Origin of the sequence: Palleronia sp. THAF1 (assembly GCF_009363795.1) — a bacterium.
Classification (GTDB): Bacteria; Pseudomonadota; Alphaproteobacteria; order Rhodobacterales; family Rhodobacteraceae; genus Palleronia.
The window spans coordinates 742,558-763,801 of the sequence record NZ_CP045420.1; the positions used below are offsets into that span (position 1 = coordinate 742,558).

The following is a 21,244-nucleotide window of genomic DNA, read 5'->3' on the forward strand; positions in this document are numbered from 1 at the left end:
CCTGTCCCCCGATATAGGCGCGGCCATGAACGTGCCAGTGCAACCAGAAAAGATGTGGGTCTTCGGCTACGGCTCGCTTGTATGGAATCCAGAGTTTCCGGTGGCCGAACAGGTCGTCGCGCGGCTTGATGGCTACGCGCGCTCGTTTTGCATGTCCTCTATCCACCATCGCGGGACGCCTGAAGCACCCGGCCTTGTGCTGGCACTGGACGAGCGGCCCGGACAGGTCTGCACCGGCGTTGCCTTGCGGGTGCGTGACGGTCATGAGGATGCGACGCTGGCCATGCTGCGCGAACGCGAACTGGTGTCATCGGCCTATGTCGAGCGCAACCTATCCGTTGATTTGGAGGACGGGCGGCAGGTTACGGCGGTGTCCTACGTGATCGACCAGAATCATGAGCAATACCTGCGCGATCTGGACCTGGAGACTCAGGCGAAGATCATCGCGGGGGCCGTCGGCGGACGCGGGCCGAACGATGAATATCTGTTCAACACGACCAGTCATCTGGCGCAGCTTGGAATCGCCGACGCGGACCTTGATTGGCTGAGTGCACGGGTGCGTGACCTGAAAGCCACGTAATTGTCAGCGGCTTGGCGGCAAAGGCCGCGTGATATAAGAATGCCAATAAGAAACGCAGCAAGGTAAAGCGATGCAGGCCGATACCGATCAGGGCACACGTCCGGTGTTCACATTGCCCGTGCGCCAAATCGTGTCGATGGTGCTCGTTCTGGTGCTGGTCGCCGTCGGCACCGTCTTTGCGCTGCCAAGCGTGCTGCCAGTCTTCCTGAACAATCCGCTTCTGTCGGGCTTCATCGCGATGGTCTTCGTGATCGGCGTGATGGCCTGTTTCTGGCAGGTCTATCAACTGATCGTCTCGGTCCAGTGGATCGAAGGCTTTGTGCGCGAAGATCCCGACCACCGCCTGTCAGCCGCACCGCGCTTGCTGGCCCCGCTGGCCACGCTGATGCGGTCGCGCGGGCGGCGGATGCAGATTTCGTCGTCGTCCTCACGCTCGATCCTCGACTCGGTCGCCACCCGGATCGACGAGGCGCGCGACATCACGCGTTACCTGGTGAACCTGCTGATCTTCCTTGGTCTTCTGGGCACTTTCTACGGCCTTGCCACCACCGTGCCCGCCATCGTCGACACGATCCGCGCGCTCGATCCCGGCGACGGCGACGATGGGCTGGCGATCTTCGGACGCCTGATGGATGGGCTGGAGACTCAGCTTGGCGGCATGGGCGTGGCTTTCGGGTCGTCGCTGATCGGCCTTGCCGGATCGCTGATCGTGGGCCTTCTGGAACTGTTCGCCAGCCACGGCCAGAACCGCTTTTACCGCGAGCTGGAGGAATGGCTGTCTAGTATCACACGCATCGGCCTAGCCGGTGGTGATGCCGACGGCACCGGCGAACCTTTGGGAACGTCCGGCGTGTTGGAACACATCAGCGGCCAGATCGACCGTTTGGAAGACTTGTTCGTGCGGTCCGAAGCGGGGCGCATGGCCACCGATGACCGGATCGAGGCGTTGACCGGCGGGCTGGAACGTATCGCCGACCGGCTGGATGGCGAAACGGATATGAGCACCGCTCTGTCCCGCGTGGCCGAGGGGCAAGAGCGGCTGTCAGAGGCGCTTTCGGACAGTCAGGGCGGATTGGACGCCGAAAGCCGGATGCGCCTGCGGTCCATCGACGTGCAAATGCTGCGAATGCTGGAAGAGATGGCTGCCGGTCGCCAAGAGGCCACCGGAGAGTTACGGCAGGAACTGCGCCAGATCGCCCGTGCCCTTGGTCGCCGGTCGGAGGTCTAGGCCATGGCGTCACTACGCCGATCCTCTGCCCGCGTAACGGCCAATATCTGGCCGGGTTTCGTGGACGCCGTCACCTCGCTCTTGATGGTGATGACCTTCGTTCTGACGATCTTCATCGTCGTGCAATACGTCTTGCGCGAAGAGATCACCGGTCAGGAAAGCCAACTTGATGCGCTGTCGGGCGAGATCGCGGGCCTGACCCAAGCACTGGGCCTTGCCAACGCCCGCGCCGACACGCTGGAATCAGAGCGCGACACGCAGGCCGATCGCATCGCGCAGTTGCAGCAGACTATCGGCACGCAGGAACAGCAGATCGCGGGGTTCGAGCGTCAGGCCGCCACCTTCGAGGAGCGTATCGCGTCCCTGCTCGCGGAACGCGACGCGGATCAGCAGCGCATCGCCGGTCTGGAAGGGGCGCGCGACGAGCTGCTGTCCGAGCAAGAGGCGCTGAACCTTGCACTGGCGCAGGCCCGCGACGAGATCGACGCCAGCGCCGAGGAAGCACGCTTGGCCGCTGCCCGGCGCGCGGCGCTTGAGGCGCTGGTTGCCGATCTGGAAGGAGAGCGGGATCAGCAGAACACGGCTGTCGCCTCCCTCCAGGACGCTTTGTCCGAAGAAGAAGCCACGCGATTGGCCGAAGCCGCAGCAGCAGAGGCTTTGCGCGAGCGGCTCGCCAACTCCGACGCAGAACTGAGTGCGCTATCGCTGGCGCTGGAAGAACAGCGCCGTGAGGCAGAGGAAACGCTGACGCTTCTAGCTGCAGCGGAAGCGGCGGAAGAGGATCTGAGCGCGCGGTTGGCGGCGGCCTTGTTGGCGCGCGGCGATACTCAGGAACAGCTTGACGCGGTGACCCAGCGCCTGTCGGCAGCGTTGGAGCAAAACGCGGAGCTCAGCGCAGCGGATCAGGAGCTGCAGGCTGCCTTGAACGCGCAGGCGGCGGCAGAGGATCGGGTGGACCGCACGCAAGCCATTCTGGAAGCGGCGTTGGCCCAGCGGGATCAGGATCAGGCCGAAATGGCCTCTATCGCCAGCGCATTGGAGGCGGCAGAGGCCGCGCGGCTGGCGTTCCAAGGTGATCTGGATGACGCGCGGGCCGCACTTGCCGAAGCAGAGGCAGAGGTCGCACAGTTGCGCGCCGATGTGGGCCGCGAGGCGACGGAGCGGGATCGGCTGGCCGCAGCACTACAGGCGGCACGCGCGGAAGCGGCGGCGCTGGACTCGGCACAGGATGCTCAGGCCGAATTGCGCGACCAGCTTGAGCAGGCGTTGACCCTGAAGCTGCAGGCAGAGAACCGCGCCGCGGAGCAGTTGACGGAAGCCGAGCGTCAGGCGACCTTGTTGTCGACCGCGCGCGCTGAACTGTCAAAGCAGGAGAACCTGACCGATGCCGCCCAACGCCGGGTGGCCGCGCTTAACGAACAGGTCCAGCAGTTGCGCCGCGATCTTGGGTCACTACAGGCGGCGCTCGACTTGCAGGACGAAGAAGACGCCGAGGCGCAGGTGCGTATCGAAACGCTGACCCAGCAGCTTAATGCCGCCATGGCGCGGGAGCTTCTGGAACAGCGTCGCGTGGCCGAGCTGGAAGCGGCAGAGCGGGCGCGGTTGGAGTCCTATCAGTCCGAGTTCTTCGGCCGCCTGCGCGAAGTGCTGGGCGACCGCGAAGGCATCCAGATCGTCGGTGACCGCTTCGTGTTCTCGTCGGAAGTGCTGTTCCCCTCGGGCTCTGCCGACCTGTCCGTAGCGGGGCAAGCGCAGGTGGCGCGAGTCGCCGATCTGCTCGGGGACGTGGCGGACGAGATCCCCGAAAACATCGACTGGGTCGTACGTGTCGATGGCCATACCGACAACATCCCGTTGTCCGGCTTCGGCGAATTCGCTGACAATTGGGAGCTTAGCCAGGCCCGAGCGCTGTCCGTTGTGCGTTACATGGCAGAGGAACTGGGGTTCCCGGAACGGCGACTGGCGCCCACTGGCTTCGGCGACACTCGCCCGGTCGATCCGGCGAACACCAGTGCGGCGCGCGCCCAGAACCGGCGCATCGAGCTGAAACTGACGGAGCGCTAATCCAGCGTGATCTGTATGGTTTGCCGGTCGATCACGTCATCACCGCGACGCAGCGCGATCTCTCCGGTGTAGCTGCCAGCGGGCCACCCTTCTGGCGGCGTGCGGCGACCGATCGCGCGGAAGAGTTGCGCCTGCGTGCGCTCCAGATCGACGCTCTGCGCGATCACCTCGTCTTCGGGACCGGTGATCTTCATGTCCAGCGCGTCGCCTGCGCGGCTGCCGAAAGCATAGGACCAGATGACCAGCGCCGGATCATTCGTGCTCAGGGAGGCGGCCCCGGCAGTGCCCGCCTTCACGTCGGCATATTCGGGCACGGCATCTGAAAATCCCGACGCGATCAGGCCGCCGGGCTGATAAGCTGGGGGATCGGCGAACAGTGTTGCGGTGGGATCGTAGCCGCACGCGCCGTCGTCGACCGCCTCGAACGGATCGACGACGGCGCCATCCTTTCGCACCGATAGATGCAGATGCGGAAATTGGGTGCGGCCCGACAGGCCGACTTGCCCTAGTACGGTCGTCAGGCTGACCGTATCGCCTGCGGCCACAGCGACCGATCCCTGTTTCATATGGCAATACTGGGTTTCCCAGCCGCCGCCGTGATCCACGACGACACCGTTGCCGCAATCGCGGCCGTCCAAATCGGGGGCGTAGGGCGCGTCGGCGGGGATGTCAGGCAGTTCGTCGCGGACGCCCGTAATCGTGCCGGGGGCGGCGGCGCGGACGGGGACGCCGCCTTCCATCATTGCCAGAGACGGCAGGGCAAAATCCGTGCCTTTGTGATCGTCGTAGGACAGGGGGCCGCAGGTCAGGTCGGTCGCGCCCGGGCCGGGGTCCCGGTCCACGTATTGTTGTATGAAACAGCTGTCATCCGGGCAATCCAGCGGGACGGACAGGGTGAAATCCTGCGCGACAAGCGGTGTGGCAAGCAGGCAAAGGGGCAGGGCAAGGCGCATTTGAATCGGATCCGTAGAAACGAAAAACGCCCCGGCGCGATGGCCGGGGCGTTTGATGTCTTACTCTGCGGTCAAAAGAGGCGGCTTTTTCGACGACAGGCGCTTGGTCTCGGGCGGATCGATCTTCAGTTCGATCTCTCCGTCCTTCACGCCGACCTGCACGATACCGCCCTTGGCGAGCTTGCCGAACAGCAGCTCTTCCGCCAACGGTTTCTTGATGTGCTCTTGGATCACACGACCCAGCGGGCGAGCGCCCATCTTGTCGTCGTAGCCCTTGTCGGCGAGCCATGCGGCGGCGGGTTCGGTCAGTTCGATGGATACATTGCGATCCATCAGCTGCGCTTCGAGTTGCAATACGAACTTCTCGACGACCTTCAGGATCACCTCTTTCGGCAGCGCGCCGAACGAGATCACCGCATCCAGACGGTTGCGGAACTCGGGCGTGAATGTCCGCTCGATGGCGGCGGTATCTTCGCCCGTACGCTTGTCGCGTCCGAAACCGATGGCTTCCTTCGCCATGTCCGAGGCCCCCGCGTTAGAGGTCATGATCAGGATCACGTTGCGGAAATCCACCGCCCGGCCGTTGTGGTCGGTCAACTTGCCGTGGTCCATCACCTGCAGAAGGATGTTGAAGACATCCGGGTGGGCCTTTTCGATCTCGTCCAGCAGCAGCACGCAGTGCGGGTGCTGGTCTACGCCGTCGGTCAGCATACCGCCCTGGTCGAAGCCGACGTAGCCCGGAGGCGCGCCGATCAGACGGGAGACAGCGTGCTTCTCCATGTATTCCGACATGTCGAAGCGCAGCAGTTCCACGCCCAGCGTATCGGCCAGTTGGTTTGCGACCTCCGTTTTGCCGACACCCGTCGGTCCGGCGAACAGGTAGTTGCCGATGGGCTTTTCGGGCTCTCGCAGACCGGCACGGGCCAGCTTGATGGCCGACGCCAGCGACTCGATCGCCTTGTCCTGTCCGAAGACGACGCGCTTCAGCGTGCCTTCCAGATCTTTCAGGACGGACGCATCATCCTTGGACACGTTCTTCGGCGGGATTCGGGCGATCTTGGCGACGACAGCCTCGATCTCCTTGGTACCGATGGATTTGCGCCGCTTCGAAACCGCTACGAGATGCTGGGCTGCACCGGCTTCGTCGATCACGTCGATCGCCTTGTCGGGCAGCTTACGGTCGTTGATGTAGCGTGCCGACAGTTCCACGGCCGTCTTGATGGCGTCCTGCGTGTAACGGATGTCGTGGTGGTCCTCGAAGTAGGGCTTGAGGCCCATGAGGATCTTCACGCTGTCGTCCACAGACGGCTCGTTCACGTCGATCTTCTGGAAGCGACGGGACAGGGCGCGATCCTTCTCGAAGTGCTGACGGAACTCCTTGTAGGTGGTGGAGCCCATGCAACGCAGCTTGCCGCCCTGAAGCGCGGGCTTCAGCAGGTTTGACGCGTCCATCGCGCCACCAGAGGTCGCACCGGCGCCGATCACCGTGTGAATTTCGTCGATGAAGAGCACGGCGTCGTCGTGCTGTTCCATTTCGGTCATCACTGCCTTTAGACGCTCCTCAAAATCACCACGGTAGCGGGTGCCTGCGAGCAGCGCGCCCATGTCGAGGCTGTAGATGGTGGTCTTCGACAGGACTTCCGGCGTCTGACCTTCGACGATCTTCTTGGCGAGACCTTCGGCGATGGCCGTCTTGCCAACGCCGGGGTCGCCCACGAGCAGTGGGTTGTTCTTGCGGCGGCGGCAAAGGACCTGGATGCAGCGTTCGACTTCGTGCTCGCGGCCGATCAGGGGATCGACGTCGCCTTTCGAAGACTTCGCGTTCAGATCCACGCAGTATTTCCCAAGCGCCGAGTCGTCCTTGTCGGGCTCGTCAATGGCTGTGTCATCTTCAAAGCCATCCTCCGGCGCACCGGAGACGGGACGGGTTTCGGCTTGGCTGGGGTCCTTGGCGACGCCATGCGCGATGAAGTTCACCGCATCGTAGCGCGTCATGTCCTGCTCTTGCAGGAAGTAGGCGGCGTTGGACTCACGCTCGGCGAAGATCGCGACCAGGACGTTCGCGCCGGTCACCTCGGTGCGACCGGAGGACTGCACGTGGATGGCGGCGCGCTGGATCACGCGTTGGAACGCGGCTGTGGGGACGGCTTCGTTGCCTTCCACGTCCGTCACCAGCGTCGACAGATCGTCGTCGATGAATTCCACGAGGGTTTGCTTGAGTTCTTCCAGGTCGACGGAACAGGCCCGCATCACCTTGGCGGCGTCAGGCTCATCCGTCAGGGCCAGAAGGAGGTGCTCCAACGTGGCCAGTTCATGTCTGCGGGTGTTGGCCAGCGCCAGTGCCTGGTGAATGGCCTGCTCGAGTGTGGTCGAAAATGACGGCACGCGCGTGCTCCTTGTTCTTTGGCGGTCAAAGCGAGAGGCCGGGACCACCTTTGCATCTTCAAGTTAAAGCTTGGTTGTCTCCGCCCTGTCTTCAAGCAATTTCTTTGCGTCAGCGCTCACAATTACCGTGAGTTGCGAAACTGTGCCGCGCCGGGGCCCAGAAAGCGGCTGCGCGGAAACGGATCCTAGAAGCTGTCCTTGCGGGATCGGATCTCGGCGAAGACGGAGATATCGTCGGCTTCGTCCATAGATATGGCCTCTTTCACGGATGCCAAGTGGGCGCGCAGGAAGGGGTTGGTCGCCTTTTCCTCGGCCAATGTCGACGGCACGGTAAACTCGTCGTTGTCGCGCATATCCTCGACCCGTTCGGCGCGGGCCTGCAGGTCGGCGTTGTCCGGTTCGATCGTCAGCGCGAACTTCGCGTTGTTCAGGGTGTATTCGTGGCCCGAATAGATGACCGTGTCGTCCGGCAGGGCCGCGATTTTCTGCAGGCTGTTCCACATCATTTCGGGTGTGCCTTCGAAGATGCGCCCGCAGCCGAGGGCCATCAGGCTGTCGGCGGTGAAGGCGGCATCGGCATCCGGCATGTGGAAGGCGATGTGGCCGACGGTGTGGCCCGACACGTCGAGCACATGGACGGGATAGCCCGCGAAGTTAAAGCTATCGCCATCCTCCACCGAGCGGTTCAAGGCGGGAAGGCGTTCCATATCGGCTTTGCCGCCCGTCACGTGCAGATCGGAAAAACGGTCCTTCAACCCCGCCAGCCCTTCAACGTGATCGGCGTGGTGGTGGGTTATCCAGACCTCGTCCAGCGACCAGTCGCGACGGTCAAGCTCTGCCAGGATCGGCGCGGCTTCGGGCGCGTCCACAAGGGCGGTCTTGCCGTCCGCGCGTACGAGAAAGGCGTAGTTGTCGCTGCGACAGGCAACGGTCACGATGTCGATACGCATTTGGATTGATCCCTAGATCCTATAGTGTTCGACAGACACGGTAACGCAGGAGCGGCACGCGGCAATGCATCTTGATGTAACGGACCTGCGCAATTTCTATTATCGCTCCCGGTTGGGGCGGGCGGCGCAGTCCGCGATCCGCGACCAGGTGTCGCGATTCTGGCCGGACGTGACGGGCGATACGCTGATCGGCCTTGGGTTCGCGGTGCCATTGCTGCGCCCGATGATGGGGCAGGCGCGGCGGACCATTGCGCTGATGCCGGGCGCGCAGGGGGTGATGGCGTGGCCGCGCGGGCAGGATAACATTTCGGTCCTGTGCGAAGAGACGCTGTTGCCGATCCAGACGGGATTCGCCGACCGCCTGATCTGTCTGCATGGGTTGGAGACGTCAGAAACGCCGGGACGTCTGTTGCAGGAATGCTACCGTATCCTTGGCCCCGGTGGGCGGGCGTTGTTCATCGTGCCGAACCGGGCGGGGCTGTGGTCACGCAACGACAAGACGCCCTTCGGTTTTGGACGGCCTTATTCGCTGGGCCAGCTGGAAGCGTTGCTGCGGGACTATGACTTTAACCCGCAACGTCACGCGGCGGCCCTGTATCAACCGGTGTCGGAACAGCGGTTCTGGCTGCGATCCGGCCCCATGATCGAAAGATGGGGGCGCAACATCACGGGTCGTTTTGCAGGCGGCGCACTGATGGTCGAAGCGACCAAGCAGGTGCCGGCCCGGGCCGGTGGCTTGGGGATCAGGGTTGCCCGGCCCGCTCGGGCGACGGCTCCGGCGGGGCAGCCGGTTCCAAGCCGGGTGATCGCGGGCTGACGAATAGACGAGGAAACCTTCGGAACCGCACGTGATTGCGCCATCAAGCAGTTGCGACCCCCGAAACCCTCTGCTAGATCGACTGCGATTTCGACGGGGGGTTCAAGAACAGGCCCTTCTAAGACCCGACACCTTCTCTCTCTGGCCCGCCGGGTCTGGGGGAGTGTGGTGCGAGCAACATCGAAAGGGTGGACGTGTCCGAACCGGCTTCGATCTCTACTGGCATCGCCCAACGCTATGCCACCGCCATTTTTGAATTGGCCAAGGAAGATAATGCGCTTGACCAGATCGCCAATGACGCGGACGCGCTTGTCGCCGCGCATAACGAAAGCGCCGACTTTCGCGATCTGATCCACTCGCCGATCTACGGCCGGGATGAGCAGACCGCCGCCATCGCTGCGATCGCCGCGAAGATGAACCTGCATCCCATGATGCAGAACACGCTGCGCCTTATGGCGCAGAAGCGTCGTCTCTTCGTGGTTCGTGAACTGTCCCGCCAGCTGCGCGAGATGATCGCCGCAGAGCGTGGCGAGGTGACCGCTGAAGTGACCGCCGCGACCGAACTGTCGGACGCGCAACGCCAGAATCTCGCCGCCGCCTTGAAAGAGGCCGTCGGTCAGGACGTGAATATCAATCTTGCCGTCGACGAGAGCCTTATCGGCGGTCTCGTTGTCAGGGTGGGTTCGAAGATGATCGACACGTCGATCAAGTCGAAACTCGCCTCCCTCCAGAACACCATGAAAGAGGTCGGATAATGGGCATCCAAGCTTCCGAGATTTCCTCGATCCTGAAGGATCAGATCAAGAACTTCGGCCAGGAAGCCGAAGTCGCCGAGGTTGGCCGCGTGCTGTCCGTCGGTGACGGTATCGCCCGTGTCTATGGCCTTGATAACGTTCAGGCCGGCGAGATGGTCGAGTTTCCGGGCGGCATCCAGGGCATGGCCCTGAACCTTGAGACCGACAACGTCGGCGTCGTGATCTTCGGCACCGACCGCGACATCAAGGAAGGCGACACCGTAAAGCGCACCAACGCCATCGTGGACGTGGGCGTTGGTGACGACATGCTGGGCCGCGTTGTCGATGGTCTGGGCAACCCGATCGACGGCAAGGGCGAGATCAACTACGCCGAGCGCCGCGTCGCCGACGTGAAGGCGCCGGGCATCATGCCCCGCAAGTCGGTGCACGAGCCCATGGCCACGGGCCTCAAGGCCATCGACGCCATGATCCCGATCGGCCGTGGCCAGCGCGAGCTGATCATCGGTGACCGTCAGACCGGCAAGACCGCCGTGGCGCTGGACGCGATCCTGAACCAGAAAAGCTACAACGACGCCGCCGGCGACGATGAGAGCAAGAAGCTGTACTGCATCTACGTCGCTATCGGTCAGAAGCGTTCGACCGTCGCGCAGCTGGTGAAGAAGCTCGAAGAGACGGGTGCCATCGAGTACACGACTATCGTGTCTGCGACCGCGTCCGAACCTGCGCCGATGCAGTACCTCGCCCCTTACACCGCAACAGCGATGGCCGAATACTATCGCGATAACGGCCGCCATGCGCTGATCATCTACGATGACCTGTCGAAGCAGGCCGTGGCCTACCGTCAGATGTCGCTGCTGCTGCGTCGTCCGCCGGGCCGTGAAGCCTATCCGGGTGATGTGTTCTACCTGCACTCGCGCCTGCTGGAGCGGTCCGCCAAGCTGAACGAAGACAACGGCTCGGGTTCGCTGACGGCGCTGCCGATCATCGAAACGCAGGGCGGCGACGTGTCGGCCTTTATTCCGACGAACGTGATCTCGATCACCGATGGCCAGATCTTCCTGGAAACGGACCTGTTCTATCAGGGCATCCGTCCCGCCGTGAACACCGGTCTGTCGGTGTCTCGCGTTGGATCGTCGGCGCAGACCAAGGCCATGGCCTCTGTCGCCGGTCCGGTGAAACTGTCGCTCGCCCAGTATCGCGAGATGGCGGCCTTCGCGCAGTTCGGTTCGGACCTGGATGCGGCCACGCAGCGTCAGCTGAACCGGGGCAAGCGCCTGACCGAACTGATGAAGCAGAAGCAGTATTCGCCGCTGTCGAACGCCGAAATCGTCTGTATCATCTTCGCGGGTACGTCCGGTTACCTTGACGATGTCGCAGTGAGCGATGTGCAGCGTTGGGAAGACGGCTTGATCAGCTTCCTGCACGCCAAACATCAGGACACGATCGACTGGATCACCAACGAAGATCCGAAGATCAAAGGCGATGCCGCCGACCGTCTGAAGAAGGTGCTCGACGAGTATTCGGCGGACTTCTCGTAAGCGGACGCGGATAGGAGGGACGGCTGAATGCCTAACCTGAAGGATCTCAAGAACCGGATCTCGTCGGTCAAGAATACGCGCAAGATCACCAAGGCCATGCAAATGGTTGCGGCGGCGAAACTGCGTCGTGCTCAAGAGGCCGCAGAGAACGCGCGCCCCTACGCCGAGCAATTCGATCAAGTGATGGGCCAGCTGGCGGCGGGCGTGGGCGGTAGCGATACCGCGCCCCTGCTGCTGCGTGGCACCGGCAAGGAAGAGGTCTTCCTGCTGGTCGTCATGACGGCGGAAAAAGGTCTGTGCGGTGGTTTCAACACCAACATCGCCAAGAAAGCGATCGAGCGGATCGAAGATCTGAAGAAGCGCGGCAAGACGGTGAAGATCATCACTGTCGGCAAGAAGGGCCGTGCTGTTCTCAAGCGTCGTTACGAGGACATGCTGATCGACCACGTCGATATGACCGATGTCAAAACGGTCGGCTACGGCAACGCGCAAGAGATCGCGCAGGACGTGCTGACCCGCTTCGACGGTGGTGAGTTCGACGTCGCCTACATCTACTACGGCGAGTTCGAGAACGTCATCACGCAGCACCCGACCGAGCAGCAGATCGTCCCCGCAAGCTACGATGCGCCGGAAGACGATGCGACGTCGAACAGCACGGTTTACGAGTACGAGCCGTCGGAAGAAGCGATCCTTGCGGATCTTCTGCCGCGCGGTGTGGCGACGCAGATTTTCGCGGCGCTGCTGGAAAACGCGGCGTCCGAACAAGGCGCGCGCATGAGCGCCATGGACAACGCGACCCGCAACGCGGACGACATGATCGAAGACCTGAACCGCGAATACAACCGTACCCGCCAGGCCGTCATCACCAACGAGCTGATCGAAATCATTTCGGGCGCCGAGGCGCTCTAGGACGAACCGGAGAAACACCATGGCTGTAGCCAAAGGCAAGATTACGCAGGTCATCGGCGCCGTTGTCGACGTTCAGTTCGACGACGCCCTGCCCGAGATCCTCAACGCGCTGGAAACCGAGAACAACGGCAAGCGCCTCGTTCTGGAAGTCGCCCAGCACCTGGGCGAGAACACCGTCCGCACCATCGCCATGGACGGGTCGGAAGGCCTCGTTCGTGGTCAGGAAGTGCGCGACACCGGCGGCCCGATCATGATGCCGGTCGGCCCCAACACGCTGGGCCGCATCCTGAACGTCGTGGGTGAGCCCGTGGACGAGGGCGCTGCGGTTGAAACCGAAGAATACCGCGCCATTCACCAGCCCGCGCCCGAGTTCGCGCAGCAGTCCACCAGCTCTGAAGTTCTGGTGACGGGCATCAAGGTCATCGATCTGCTGGCCCCCTACGCCAAGGGCGGTAAGATCGGCCTCTTCGGTGGTGCCGGTGTGGGCAAGACCGTTCTGATCATGGAATTGATCAACAACATCGCCAAGGTGCACTCGGGCTATTCGGTGTTCGCCGGCGTGGGCGAGCGAACGCGAGAGGGCAACGACCTCTACCACGAGATGGTGGAATCGAACGTCATCAAGCCCGACAACCTGCCCGACAGCCAAGTGGCGCTGGTCTACGGCCAGATGAACGAGCCTCCGGGTGCGCGTATGCGCGTCGCCCTGTCGGGTCTGACGCTGGCCGAGTACTTCCGCGACCAGTCCGGTTCGGACGTTCTGTTCTTCGTCGACAACATCTTCCGCTTCACGCAGGCGGGTTCGGAAGTGTCCGCTCTGCTGGGTCGTATCCCCTCTGCCGTGGGCTACCAGCCGACGCTGGCCACCGACATGGGCGCCATGCAGGAACGGATCACCTCGACCAAGTCCGGCTCGATCACCTCGATCCAGGCCGTCTACGTGCCGGCAGACGACCTGACCGACCCCGCACCCGCCACGACCTTCGCGCACCTCGACGCGCAGACGGTTCTGAACCGCTCGATCTCGGAAAAGGGTATCTACCCGGCCGTGGACCCGCTGGACAGCTCATCGCGTCTGATGGACCCGCAGGTTCTGGGCGAAGAGCACTACCAAGTGGCGCGTGACGTGCAGAACACGCTGCAGCGCTACAAGGAACTGCAGGACATCATCGCCATTCTGGGCATGGACGAACTGTCGGAAGACGACAAGCTGGCCGTCGCCCGTGCACGTAAGATCGAGCGCTTCCTGTCGCAGCCATTCGACGTGGCGCAGGTCTTTACCGGTTCGCCCGGCGTGCAGGTGTCGCTGGAGGACACGATCTCGTCCTTCAAGGCCGTTGTCGCGGGTGAGTACGATCACCTGCCCGAAGGCGCGTTCTACATGGTCGGCGGCATCGACGAGGTCAAAGCCAAGGCCGAGAAGATGAGCGAAGAAGCCTGAAGCTGATACGGGTCGCGGTGGTCCGCGACCCGACACCCCAAGCCGGAGACCGATCATGGCCGACATGATGCAATTCGACCTCGTCAGCCCCGAACGCCGCGTCGCGTCCTATAAGGCGTCTGCCGTGTCCATTCCGGGTACCGAAGGCAACATGACCGCGATGCCGAACCACGCGCCGCTGATCACCACCCTGCGCCCCGGTGTGCTGCATGTGGAAGGCGAGAAGGGGGCCGAAGAGTACATCGTAACGGGTGGCTTCGCGCAGATCACGCCCGAAGGTATCTCTGTGCTGGCCGAGGAAAGCTACCACCGCAACGAGATGAGCCAAGAAATCCTGGATCGCATGTTGGAAACCGCCGCCGAGCGTCAGCGCAAGGCTGTTGAAGCCTCGCACAACGAGCCTGGCCCGGCGGACGACGCGGCCAAGCTGATGGCAGACATGGTCGCCATGGGCACGCACATCGGCCTGTCGCCGAAGCAATCCAATCTCTGACCCAGCAGGGCGTTCGCTGACGCGAGCGCCCGATGCAACGAGCCATGTCTGAATCCCTTTCCTACATTTCCATCGACCAAGGGCGCGAACAGTTGTTTTCGCACTTCGATACCGATGGAGAGATGTGGACCGGAAGCGGGCCGCGGCAGGTTAGCACCCGAATAACGTTCAATAACGCTTTCGCCGGTCCCCCAGCGGTAAATGTATCTATCAGCATGTGGGACGTAGGGCGGTCTGCCAATCTTCGGGCTGAAATCCTTGCGCAAAACATCAGTTCCGATGGCTTCGACATGGTGTTCCGCACGTGGGGTGACAGCCAGATCGCCCGGATCGGTGCCGATTGGATCGCCATTGGGGCTGCCGTCGATCCGACGCTTTGGCAGGTGGACGGGGCCTAACGATTTCACGGTAGCGCCTTATCGTCGACGCCTTTGGGCTGGAGAAGAGAGCCAACCGTCGCAACGCCCGTGCTGCTTATGTTTTCTCTTCGCCGTTCCATTCTGTATCAGCTCGCCGCAGGCGTGTTCGCGCTGATTGCGCTGTTCTGCGCGCTGAACTGGATGATTGGTGGCTATGTCGCCATGCAGCGCGCCGCCGATCTGAAGCTGACGTTGACCGAAATGCTCCCCGGAAGCGATAGGCCGATCTCGGCCATCGTTCGAATTTTCCCCGCAAGCTTTGACGCGACAGAAAGAACCTTGGATGCCTACGCACTCGATGCGACCAGCATATCGGTCGCCCGCGTGGTCGTTCCCGAAGGCTTCGCTGTTCCGGCAGAGGATTGGACCCGGCGCGGGGACGGAACCGCATTGGTTCGCATGACTGTTTGGCGCGATGAGGAAACAGGGAGCCTTGTGCTGGATGAACCCGGTTTCCAATCCCAAGCCTCTGACTGGTCCATCTTCACAGGCATCGGCCTAACGGCGGCCATCATCAATGGAACCGTGGCTGTCGTTCTGATTATCCTATCGGTTCAGGCCTCCGCGGTGCCGTCGCAGGCCCCAAGTCATCGCCCGAGCAACGCCCGACCGCGCAGCGCGAAATCGGTGCGGGCCGCCCGGCGGTTTGCAGCACTTGAAGCGCAGGACCGGCTGAACACGACCTCATCGAAGGTCTAGAACGCGACTTCGACGCCAGGCAACTTGAGCGCCTTGATCAGGTCGCGCAGCTCTTGTCGGGCGGCCACGTTCGACAGGTTCAGCCCGCCGACACCTATGTCCTTCAGGTCGAGCAGCGTCAAACCACGCGGGAACAGCTCTCGGAAGATGACACGCTCGGAGAACCCGGGAGCTGCGCGGAAACCGATCCGCTTGGCAAGGTTGTCCACCGCCTCTGCCATGCGCTTTTTGTTGCGCATCTGCTGCGGTCCCAGACGGTTGCGCACCACGATCCAGTCGATCGGCGGCAGCCCGGCGCGAGCGCGCAATTGACGGGCGTTCCAGACCATTTCGGAATAGACCGAGGGGCCGAGAATACGGTTGGTCTGTCCGTCCACCTTTGCCAGCAAGTCGAAGTCCACGAAGCTGTCATTCAGCGGCGTAATCAGCGTGTCAGCCAAAGAGTGCGCCACTTGGCTAAGACGAGTGTGCGAACCGGGGCAGTCGATCAGTATGAAGTCTACGCGATCTTCCAGGCCGGCCACTGCCATCGACAGCCGCGTGTCGTGGATGTTCTCGCCTTCCGGAACATCTTCGGCTTTCAGCTCTGGCAGCAGCCGATATTCAGGGATCGGCAGCTCCATGCCCGTCGCTTTGTTGTGGGCGATGCGGTTCTCGACGTAGCGACCGAAGCTTTGCTGGCGCAGGTCCAGATCCAGCGCGCCGACCCTATGGCCCATACGCTCTAGCGCAGTCGCGACGTGCATAGAGGTCGTGGACTTGCCCGATCCGCCCTTCTCGTTTCCGACGACGATGATGTGCGCCATGTGCTGCCTGTCCCGTTCGTTTTGCGGCGTTATATGGGCGGATCGCCGCCAATGGAAGCGGTTGGGCAGAGCGGTCTGCCATTCGGGGCAGGGCAGGCACACAAAAGCAAAACGCCGCCCCGGTCAGGGCGGCGTTTGCCGAAAATCGAACGGGGGAGGGTTTAGAAGCCCAGGCCCTCGTACTTCTTTTTGAACTTCGAAACGCGGCCGCCGGTGTCCATCAGGCGGGTCGAACCGCCGGTCCAGGCGGGGTGTACGGAGGGGTCGATGTCCAGAGAGATCTGGTCGCCTTCCTTGCCGTAGGTCGAGCGCATCTGGACGACATCGCCGTTGACCAGCTTGACGTCGACCACGTGGTAGTCGGGATGGATATCCTTTTTCATCGGGTCGCTCCTTACTTGCTGGCGCTGTCGCCGGACTTCGGCGCGCGGTAGTTGGTCTGTTCGACGATACGGGCCGACTTGCCGCGACGCTCGCGCAGGAAGTACAGCTTGGAACGGCGGACGCGGCCACGACGGACGACGTGGATCGACTCGATGTTCGTGGAATACAGCGGGAAGACGCGCTCGACGCCCTCACCGAAGCTGATCTTGCGAACCGTGAACGAGCCGGCGATGCCTTTGCCGTTCTTGCGGCTGATGCAGACGCCTTCGTAATTCTGAACGCGGGTGCGGGTGCCCTCGGTCACCTTGTAGCCCACGCGAATGGTATCACCGGCCTTGAAGTCCGGGATCTCTTTGCCGAGCTCTTCGATCTGCTCGGCTTCGATCTGTGCGATCAGGTCCATGCCTAACGCTCCTTCGTTGCCCAGGGTTTTCCCCGGAGATTGATTACCACCTCAGAGCTCTCGGTCTTCGTCCGGGTCCAAGCCGCGCGCTGCGCAGTATGCCCGCCAGAGATCAGGTCGTCGTTCTTTCGTCAGCCTTTCGGCCATTGCGCGGCGCCAGTCTTCGATCTTGCCGTGGTGCCCCGAAAGAAGAATCTCGGGGATGTCATGGCCGGACCAGTGCGCGGGCTTCGTGTACTGGGGATGCTCCAGCAGGTTGTCGGAGTGGGACTCCTGTTCCGTGCTGGCCTGATTCCCAAGCACGCGCGGTATAAGGCGGACCGTCGCGTCAAGCAAGGCCTGCGCCGCGATCTCTCCTCCCGTCAGAACATAGTCGCCTAGGCTGATTTCCTCGATGCGGTGATGGTCCAGAACGCGTTGGTCCACACCTTCGAAACGCCCGCACAGAAGGGTGACGCCCTTGGTCTGGGACAGACGCTCGGCCGTGCGCTGTGTGAAGGGCGCACCACGGGGCGACAGGTAGATCACGGGCCATTCCGCCCGGTCGTCCGGCGTGCCTTGAGCGGCTTCTCGCAGGGCTGCGCTGACGACATCGGGGCGCAGGACCATGCCCGCACCGCCGCCTGCGGGGGTGTCGTCCACGTTGCGGTGCCGTCCCTCGCCGAAGCGACGCAGGTCGATGGGAGTCAGCCGCCACAGTCCGTCCTCCAGCGCCTTGCCGGTCAGACTAAGCCCCAACGTGCCGGGAAAGGCCTGCGGAAACAGGGTGATGACGCGCGCGTCCCACGTGTGCGCATCCGACGGCACTTCGGCCATGAGATCACGCGGTTGCAGGTTGGCGCGGGCCGACAGGCGGCCGTGGGATTTGGTCGGGGCGGGCATCGCAACCGGGTGGCCCCGGTTGCGGCCCAAGTCAAGGGTCAGGCGATGGCGACGACCCCAAGAACCAGCAGAAGGAACAGGACCAGCGCGATGCCGATGAGAACCTTGGCGGCTGATAGGGCAACGCCGGAAATGCGGCCGAAGCCAAGAAGCGCTGCGATGGCGGCGACGGCCAGCAGGATAAGAATGAGTTGAAGCATGGGACGGGCAATCTTTAAAGGGTGACTGGCAGAGCAACGGATCGCTGCCCTGCCTGTTCCTTCACGAAAAGATGCCCTCTGGCGGGTCTATCACAAGCCTGCCCCCGGCCAGATCGACTGTCGGGACGAAGGCTTGGGTGAACGGCAGCAACACAGGCTCGGTTTGACCATTTGCTGCAATCTCCAGCAGATCACCGGCCCCTTGTTCGATCACGGCTTTCACTTTTCCGACAATCGTGCCGCCCGTATCGACGACATCCAGTCCGATCAGATCGGCGTGGTAGAACTCGTCGTCATCCGGGTCTGGCAGGCGCTCTCGGGGAGCGTAGAGGCGGACGCCTTTCAGCGCGTCGCCCTCTTCTTTCTTCGCAACGCCTGACAACCGTGCGGAGAACCCGTTCTTTATCGCCCCATTCAGCGTGACATCGAAGGTCCGCCCATCGTCGGTGACAAGCGGCGCGTAGGCCGCGATGGCTTCCGGCTGGGCGCAGAAGCTTTTCAGACGAACGTCACCACGAACGCCGAACGATCCGGCGATCTGACCTACGCAGACAAGGGAATCGGCCATCGCGCGCTCCGTTCATGAAATTGAAAGGCCCCGCGCCGTAGGGTGCGGGGCCGTTCGCTGGGCAGGATCACTCTGCGGTTTCTTCCGCAGGGGTCTCTTCGGCAGGAGCGTTGGCGGCTTCGGCGCGGGCCGTGGCCTTGTCGGCACGCTCTTGCGCGCGCTCTTCGGCCTTCTTGCCCGGCTTGGCTTTCTGCATGTTGGCGCGTTCTTTCTTCTCGATCACGCCAGCGGCTTCGAGGAAGCGAGAAATGCGGTCGGTGGGCTGTGCGCCTTCGCTCAACCAGTACTTCACGCGCTCCATGTCCATCTTCACGCGGTCTTCGCTGTCCTTAGGCAGAAGCGGGTTGTAGGTGCCCAGCTTTTCCACGAAGCGGCCATCGCGGGCCATACGGGTGTCGGCGGCGACGATGGAATAGTGGGGGCGCTTCTTGGAGCCGCCACGGGCGAGCCGGATTTTCATAGCCATGTTATTGATCTCCTGAGATTTTACGGTGGTTGTCTTTGACCCGGTCAACGACCAGGGCCAGGATTTGCAGGGCGAGGGCGGGATCGACGCCCGTCTCCTCGGCCAGTGCTTCGATGCGGGCGCGTTGTTGCGCTTCGCGGGATTCGTCGAGGGGCGGCAGACCGCCAGTCGCCTTGAGCGCGCCGACCTGATCGGTGTTGCGAAAACGCTCGGCAAGGGTGTGGATCAGGATCGCATCCAGCTGGTCGATGCGGTCGCGCAGGGTTTGAAGGTCGGTCATGGGTGCACCCACACTTCACAGCCCGCGTCATGGGCCGCGCGCTCGCCATCGGTAGTTGCGCCCAATCGGCGGGCGACGGCTTGGCTGGGGGCATTGTCCGGGTCGATGTAGCTGACAAGACGGGCCGGAGGCAGGGTGGCTGCCGCCCAATCGCGCGCGGCGGTCGCGGCTTCTGTGACGAAACCTTGGCCTCGATCCGTAAACAGCACCCAGCCGATTTCGCGGTCGAAATGGACGGGGGGATGGTGAACGCCGGTCATGCCGATGACAGCGCCGGTATCGCGGCGTTCGATGAAGAACCAGCCGTAGCCCATCAACGCCCAGTGGCCTGTTATTCCGGCAAAAGCACGCCACAGATCTTTGCCAGCGAAAGGCCCGCCGACGAAGACCGAGTCTTCAGACGTGTAAAACGCCGCATAGACGTCGAAATCCGCCATCGTCGGAAGACGCAACGTCAGGCGGTCCGTCGTCAGGACCGGGCCAGAGATATGGGCGAGGGCGGTGCTCACTTCTTCTTCCCGAAGCCCGACAAGCCGGGGGGTAGGCCACCGCCGCCGCCGAAGGGATTCTGGCCGCCGCCAAACGGGTTGCCGCCGCCCATGCCGGGAATGCCGCCTTTGCCCATCTGGGCCTGCGCCTGGGCGATCTGTTCTTCCGAGGGGCCACCCTTGCCCATCATCCCGGCCATGGCCTTCTTGAGCATGCCGCCCTTGCCCATCTTCTTCATCATATCCGCCATCTGACGGTGCATCTTCAGAAGCTTGTTCAGTTCGGACACTTCCAGACCCGCGCCCTTCGCGATCCGCTTCTTGCGGGAGGCCTGCAGGATCTGCGGGTTGGCGCGTTCCTTCTTGGTCATGGACTGGATCAGGGCGATCTGGCGGGTGAACACCTTGTCGTCCATGCCCGATTCCTGGACCTGCTTGGCCATCTTGTTCATGCCGGGCATCATGCCCATCATCCCTTCCATGCCGCCCATCTTGAGCATCTGCTCAAGCTGCGTGCGCAGGTCGTTCATGTTGAACTGGCCCTTCTGGAAGCGCTTCATCATACGCTCGGCCTGCTCGGCCTCGATCGTGGCCTGCGCCTTTTCCACCAGCGCGACGATGTCGCCCATGCCAAGGATACGGCCGGCGATACGCTCTGGCTCGAATGTCTCAAGCGCGTCCATTTTTTCGCCAAGGCCGACGAACTTGATGGGCTTGCCAGTGACGGCCCGCATCGACAGGGCCGCACCGCCGCGACCGTCCCCGTCCATCCGCGTGAGGCAGACGCCGGTGACGCCGATCTTGTCGTCGAACTCGGTCGCGACGTTGACCGCGTCCTGACCGGTCAGGCCATCGACGACCAGCAGCGTTTCGCGCGGATTGGCGACGTCGCGCACTTCGGCGGCCTGCTGGATCAGCTCTTCGTCGATGTGCAGGCGGCCTGCGGTATCGAGTATGTAGACGTCGTATCCGCCAAGGCTGGCCTGCGTCTTGGCGCGCTTGGCGATCTGAACGGGGGTCTCACCCTTGACGATGGGCAGAGTGTCGACGCTGATCTGCACGCCCAGGATCTGCAACTGCTCCATCGCGGCGGGGCGGTTGGTGTCGAGAGATGCCATCAGCACGCGCTTGCCGTCACGGTCTTTCAGACGTTTGGCCAGTTTCGCGGTGGTGGTGGTTTTACCCGATCCCTGCAGGCCGACCATCAGGATCGGGGCGGGGGGGCTGTCGATCTTGAGTGCGCCGCGGTCCTCGTCGTCGCCGCCAAGGACGTGGATCAGCTCGTCATGGACGATCTTGACGACCTGCTGGCCCGGCGTAACGGACTTGGTGACGGCTTGGCCCGTGGCCTTCTCCTGCACGGCCTTTACGAAATCGCGGGCGACGGGAAGCGAGACGTCTGCTTCCAGCAGGGCCACGCGGACTTCGCGCAGGGCGGTTTTGACGTCGTCGTCGGACAGCGCGCCCTGCTTGGTCAGCCGGTCGAAGACGCCGCCAAGGCGGTCTGACAGGTTGTCGAACATGGGCGTAGTCCCC

The 21,244-nt window shown here is 62.9% G+C and carries 24 protein-coding genes; 11 read left to right on the forward strand and 13 right to left on the reverse strand.

All coding sequences use genetic code 11. The features are described 5' to 3' along the window. Positions 1 to 25: 25 nt before the first annotated feature. The 3 genes from FIU81_RS03675 (at position 26) to FIU81_RS03685 (ending at position 3,872) form a co-directional block, all read left to right on the forward strand. The gene (locus FIU81_RS03675; protein ID WP_254695984.1) at positions 26 to 580 is read left to right on the forward strand and encodes a gamma-glutamylcyclotransferase; all 555 of its coding nucleotides are present in this window, start codon (positions 26 to 28) and stop codon (positions 578 to 580) included. Positions 581 to 650: 70 nt separating this feature from the next. Next, positions 651 to 1,808: a biopolymer transporter ExbB gene (locus FIU81_RS03680; protein WP_124111934.1), complete on the forward strand. Its 1,158-nt coding sequence runs from the start codon at positions 651 to 653 to the stop codon at positions 1,806 to 1,808. Positions 1,809 to 1,811: 3 nt separating this feature from the next. Then, complete coding sequence (locus tag FIU81_RS03685) at positions 1,812 to 3,872, forward strand: peptidoglycan -binding protein (RefSeq protein WP_124111935.1); 2,061 nt, start codon at positions 1,812 to 1,814, stop codon at positions 3,870 to 3,872. Here FIU81_RS03685 and FIU81_RS03690 read toward each other — a convergent pair. The 3 genes from FIU81_RS03690 to gloB all read right to left on the reverse strand — a co-directional run bounded on the left by FIU81_RS03690 (position 3,869) and on the right by gloB (position 8,160). Next, complete coding sequence (locus tag FIU81_RS03690) at positions 3,869 to 4,825, reverse strand: M23 family metallopeptidase (RefSeq protein WP_124111936.1); 957 nt, start codon at positions 4,823 to 4,825, stop codon at positions 3,869 to 3,871. The genes FIU81_RS03685 and FIU81_RS03690 overlap by 4 nt on opposite strands. Positions 4,826 to 4,885: 60 nt before the next feature. After that, complete coding sequence (gene clpA / locus FIU81_RS03695; RefSeq protein WP_124111937.1) at positions 4,886 to 7,210, reverse strand: ATP-dependent Clp protease ATP-binding subunit ClpA; 2,325 nt, start codon at positions 7,208 to 7,210, stop codon at positions 4,886 to 4,888. A gap of 185 nt (positions 7,211 to 7,395) precedes the next feature. Beyond that, the gene (gene gloB, locus FIU81_RS03700; RefSeq protein ID WP_124111938.1) at positions 7,396 to 8,160 is read right to left on the reverse strand and encodes a hydroxyacylglutathione hydrolase; all 765 of its coding nucleotides are present in this window, start codon (positions 8,158 to 8,160) and stop codon (positions 7,396 to 7,398) included. Between the two features lie 64 nt (positions 8,161 to 8,224). Between gloB and FIU81_RS03705 the strand changes: the two genes are divergently transcribed. From FIU81_RS03705 to FIU81_RS03740, 8 genes are all read left to right on the forward strand, one after another. After that, complete coding sequence (locus tag FIU81_RS03705) at positions 8,225 to 8,977, forward strand: class I SAM-dependent methyltransferase (protein ID WP_124111939.1); 753 nt, start codon at positions 8,225 to 8,227, stop codon at positions 8,975 to 8,977. Between the two features lie 188 nt (positions 8,978 to 9,165). Continuing rightward, on the forward strand, positions 9,166 to 9,732 hold the full coding sequence (locus tag FIU81_RS03710; protein WP_124111940.1) for a F0F1 ATP synthase subunit delta: 567 nt from the start codon (positions 9,166 to 9,168) through the stop codon (positions 9,730 to 9,732). Then, positions 9,732 to 11,270: a F0F1 ATP synthase subunit alpha gene (gene atpA / locus FIU81_RS03715; RefSeq protein ID WP_124111941.1), complete on the forward strand. Its 1,539-nt coding sequence runs from the start codon at positions 9,732 to 9,734 to the stop codon at positions 11,268 to 11,270. Before FIU81_RS03710 ends, atpA begins: the two co-directional genes overlap by 1 nt. A 27-nt stretch (positions 11,271 to 11,297) precedes the next feature. After that, entirely contained in the window at positions 11,298 to 12,179 is an 882-nt protein-coding gene (locus tag FIU81_RS03720; RefSeq protein WP_124111942.1) for a F0F1 ATP synthase subunit gamma, read from the forward strand. Between the two features lie 19 nt (positions 12,180 to 12,198). Then, positions 12,199 to 13,620, forward strand: a complete 1,422-nt coding sequence (gene atpD, locus FIU81_RS03725; RefSeq protein WP_124111943.1) for a F0F1 ATP synthase subunit beta — start codon at positions 12,199 to 12,201, stop codon at positions 13,618 to 13,620. Between the two features lie 55 nt (positions 13,621 to 13,675). Then, entirely contained in the window at positions 13,676 to 14,113 is a 438-nt protein-coding gene (locus FIU81_RS03730) for a F0F1 ATP synthase subunit epsilon (RefSeq protein WP_124111944.1), read from the forward strand. Between the two features lie 44 nt (positions 14,114 to 14,157). Next, entirely contained in the window at positions 14,158 to 14,511 is a 354-nt protein-coding gene (locus FIU81_RS03735; protein ID WP_254695985.1) for an H-type lectin domain-containing protein, read from the forward strand. A 78-nt stretch (positions 14,512 to 14,589) separates the two neighbouring features. Next, a complete protein-coding gene (locus tag FIU81_RS03740; protein WP_124111946.1) occupies positions 14,590 to 15,231 on the forward strand; it encodes a hypothetical protein in 642 nt (213 codons plus the stop codon). Here the strand turns inward: FIU81_RS03740 and FIU81_RS03745 are convergent. From FIU81_RS03745 to ffh, 10 genes are all read right to left on the reverse strand, one after another. Next, the gene (locus tag FIU81_RS03745; RefSeq protein ID WP_124111947.1) at positions 15,228 to 16,037 is read right to left on the reverse strand and encodes a division plane positioning ATPase MipZ; all 810 of its coding nucleotides are present in this window, start codon (positions 16,035 to 16,037) and stop codon (positions 15,228 to 15,230) included. The two genes, FIU81_RS03740 and FIU81_RS03745, sit on opposite strands and share 4 nt — an antisense overlap. A gap of 161 nt (positions 16,038 to 16,198) precedes the next feature. Beyond that, entirely contained in the window at positions 16,199 to 16,420 is a 222-nt protein-coding gene (gene rpmE, locus FIU81_RS03750) for a 50S ribosomal protein L31 (RefSeq protein WP_124111948.1), read from the reverse strand. 11 nt (positions 16,421 to 16,431) lie between these two features. Beyond that, positions 16,432 to 16,824: a 50S ribosomal protein L19 gene (gene rplS, locus FIU81_RS03755; RefSeq protein WP_124111949.1), complete on the reverse strand. Its 393-nt coding sequence runs from the start codon at positions 16,822 to 16,824 to the stop codon at positions 16,432 to 16,434. Positions 16,825 to 16,875: 51 nt separating this feature from the next. Next, positions 16,876 to 17,706, reverse strand: coding sequence for a tRNA (guanosine(37)-N1)-methyltransferase TrmD (gene trmD, locus FIU81_RS03760; RefSeq protein ID WP_124111950.1), 831 nt, complete (start codon positions 17,704 to 17,706; stop codon positions 16,876 to 16,878). A 38-nt stretch (positions 17,707 to 17,744) separates the two neighbouring features. After that, the gene (locus FIU81_RS03765) at positions 17,745 to 17,906 is read right to left on the reverse strand and encodes a DUF1328 family protein (RefSeq protein ID WP_124111951.1); all 162 of its coding nucleotides are present in this window, start codon (positions 17,904 to 17,906) and stop codon (positions 17,745 to 17,747) included. A 61-nt stretch (positions 17,907 to 17,967) separates the two neighbouring features. Beyond that, the gene (gene rimM, locus FIU81_RS03770) at positions 17,968 to 18,474 is read right to left on the reverse strand and encodes a ribosome maturation factor RimM (RefSeq protein WP_124111952.1); all 507 of its coding nucleotides are present in this window, start codon (positions 18,472 to 18,474) and stop codon (positions 17,968 to 17,970) included. A gap of 67 nt (positions 18,475 to 18,541) precedes the next feature. Beyond that, positions 18,542 to 18,940 (reverse strand): 30S ribosomal protein S16, encoded by a 399-nt coding sequence (gene rpsP, locus FIU81_RS03775; RefSeq protein WP_124111953.1) that lies wholly within the window; start codon positions 18,938 to 18,940, stop codon positions 18,542 to 18,544. A 1-nt stretch (position 18,941) separates the two neighbouring features. Continuing rightward, positions 18,942 to 19,220, reverse strand: a complete 279-nt coding sequence (locus FIU81_RS03780; protein WP_124111954.1) for a chorismate mutase — start codon at positions 19,218 to 19,220, stop codon at positions 18,942 to 18,944. After that, entirely contained in the window at positions 19,217 to 19,729 is a 513-nt protein-coding gene (locus FIU81_RS03785; protein ID WP_124111955.1) for a GNAT family N-acetyltransferase, read from the reverse strand. The genes FIU81_RS03780 and FIU81_RS03785 overlap by 4 nt, the downstream gene beginning before the upstream one ends. Continuing rightward, positions 19,726 to 21,231, reverse strand: coding sequence for a signal recognition particle protein (gene ffh / locus FIU81_RS03790; protein WP_124111956.1), 1,506 nt, complete (start codon positions 21,229 to 21,231; stop codon positions 19,726 to 19,728). Before ffh ends, FIU81_RS03785 begins: the two co-directional genes overlap by 4 nt. Positions 21,232 to 21,244 lie beyond the last annotated feature (13 nt).